This window comes from Pseudomonas gingeri, from assembly GCF_013385425.1.
Classification (GTDB): Bacteria; Pseudomonadota; Gammaproteobacteria; order Pseudomonadales; family Pseudomonadaceae; genus Aquipseudomonas; species Aquipseudomonas gingeri_D.
Genome location: NZ_JACAQA010000058.1, coordinates 1 through 1371 on the forward strand (window position 1 = coordinate 1; position 1371 = coordinate 1371).

General features: G+C 53.2%; 2 protein-coding genes. Both read right to left on the reverse strand.

Features of this window, described 5'->3' with window-relative positions:
- Window positions 1-189 precede the first annotated feature (189 nt).
- Window positions 190-510 carry a tail fiber assembly protein gene (locus HX830_RS31725; RefSeq protein WP_177104782.1) on the reverse strand — a complete coding sequence of 107 codons (321 nt, stop codon included), beginning with the start codon at window positions 508-510 and terminating at the stop codon, window positions 190-192.
- Window positions 510-1205, reverse strand: a complete 696-nt coding sequence (locus HX830_RS31730; protein ID WP_177104785.1) for a phage tail protein — start codon at window positions 1203-1205, stop codon at window positions 510-512. The genes HX830_RS31725 and HX830_RS31730 overlap by 1 nt, the downstream gene beginning before the upstream one ends.
- Window positions 1206-1371 lie beyond the last annotated feature (166 nt).

Genomic DNA, 1371 nt, shown 5'->3' on the forward strand with positions numbered 1-1371 from the left:
GGTTTATGGGGCGCTTACAAAACGCCGGCAACTGGACCGGCGTTCGGGAGGATCTGCAGCAATTGCTGCTGACTGATAGGCATGGGTTTCTCCAGGCGAAAAAAAGCCCGCGCTGGCGGGCTCGGACCTCGGGCAGGTGACTTCAGGACGCTGGCGGCATCGGCCACGCTGGCGAGTCAACAGTCACGTCTACGGCTGCAGCGCCGTGTAGTAGTCGCGCCATGCCTTTGCAGCAACGGTTTCAGCATCAGTGGCATCGCCGAGCTGCAATGCCAAGAAGACCGGCGTCACGGCTTGAGAGGCGGAAACCAGCAGGGCAGCCTTCTGGTCTTGCTTGGCCTTGAGAATTGCCGCCGGCGTTGAGCTCGGATCAAGGAATACAAGGTAGCGCGGATCGGTATCATCTACCTCGCCCTGGTTTGGATAAATATCGGGATCTTGCGGCCCGCAGAAAGAGCACATAATCACTGTTTGAGTATCACCTGTGAATTGCACGTATACAGTAGTCATTAGAATGTATATCCCGTTATGTTAACGCCGATTGTGCCGCCTGACTGAAAGTAATAAATAGTCTGCGACGTGATTAGTGGTAACCCACTAAATGGAGCGGTCGGGCCAACTGTCCCGGTTGTATTCCCGTCGGTAGATTTCTGCCCTATTCCTGAAGCGCTACCGGCTACATATACGGTGGTTGCTGATGATCCGTTAGCGACAATGATTCCGCTGACTGTTTGTGCAGCTGATGGAACGGCTGTAGCAATAATTAATGATATATAAGACGAAGCCGACCCCGCCGAAATTGCTGTCACCGGAGCAATCAGTATGCCACGGTCAACCTGGAACCCGGCGATGAGCTGCCCACCGCTATTAGTCGGCCACGCGGACACAAGAGCTAACGCAGTATACCCGGCTGGCATATTTGCGCCACTGTACACGCCGCCATTGCTTATCGCCTGCGCACACGCAAGCAAGCCGGAAGCGCCAGTTGTCGGGATGTATATCGCGTAGATCGAAACAAAGCCAGATACTGGGGCTGTCCCGGTATCCATTCCGCCGACACCGGTAGTTGCCAAGTTAATCGTCTTGCTGAAATTTGGCAGCTGATAAGCGGAGCCGCCAAGAGCCGTTTCTACAATCACCTCATCAGCAGTGAAAGTTGTGGTCGCGCTGGCTGCCGCAATCGACATTTTTGCATTTTCAATCAAGCCAACAACCTACTTTAGAGACGATGGAAGCTGATCAAGAACTACGAAATCAGTGCCATCGTATACAACGTCAGAGACTTGTCCGGAAGTAATAACGGCCGCAATCTTGTTGCCCCCGAGTCATATTGCTTGAGGCTTTTCACTCTAGGCTCTGTACGAAAACAAA